A 521-nucleotide genomic window follows, 5' to 3' on the forward strand; every position below is an offset into this window, starting at 1 on the left:
GATGACGATGTATTCGCGTTTGCCCAGATGCCCGTTGCCGTAGTGCCGGTCGCGCGTGAGTCCCGCAAAATCGGCCACGATGGCGTCACGGGTGCCGGTCAACCGGTTGAACAGGGTGGACTTGCCCACATTGGGCCGCCCCACCAGGGCGATCACGGGTTTCAAAGACAGGACTTTCGATCAGATCGCCAACGGCGAAAAAACTCTTATTGGGCGCGCCAGGCGAAAACGCCGCCGTTGCGCGTCTGCACCACCAGCGCAGGGCCGGACAACACCGGTTGCGCCAGCACGGCCGAGCCATCGGTGGTCAGACGGGTGAGCTCGCTGCCATCGCTGGTGGACAGCAGATGCACCTGCCCCGTGCCGTCGCCGACGACGAACAGGCGCTCCAGCGACAACGGCGCCGACAGCTCACGGTACTTCAGACGCTCGATGTCCCAGGCTTTCTCACCATTGGCCCGGCGCCAGGCGATCAGTTTGCCGTCCGCCTCAGCGCCCAGCACCAGCGCCGCGTCGCCACC

General features: G+C 65.5%; 2 protein-coding genes. Both read right to left on the minus strand.

Annotated elements, in window-relative coordinates; translation table 11 throughout:
* Positions 1-165 (minus strand): 50S ribosome-binding GTPase (locus JNK74_30240; protein ID MBL7650450.1); only part of this gene is annotated, 165 nt, incomplete at its 3' end.
* A gap of 41 nt (positions 166-206) precedes the next feature.
* A partial coding sequence (locus JNK74_30245; GenBank protein MBL7650451.1) for an outer membrane protein assembly factor BamB occupies positions 207-521 on the minus strand: 315 nt, incomplete at its 5' end.

This window comes from Candidatus Hydrogenedentota bacterium (assembly GCA_016791475.1).
GTDB lineage: Bacteria > Hydrogenedentota > Hydrogenedentia > Hydrogenedentales > JAEUWI01 > JAEUWI01.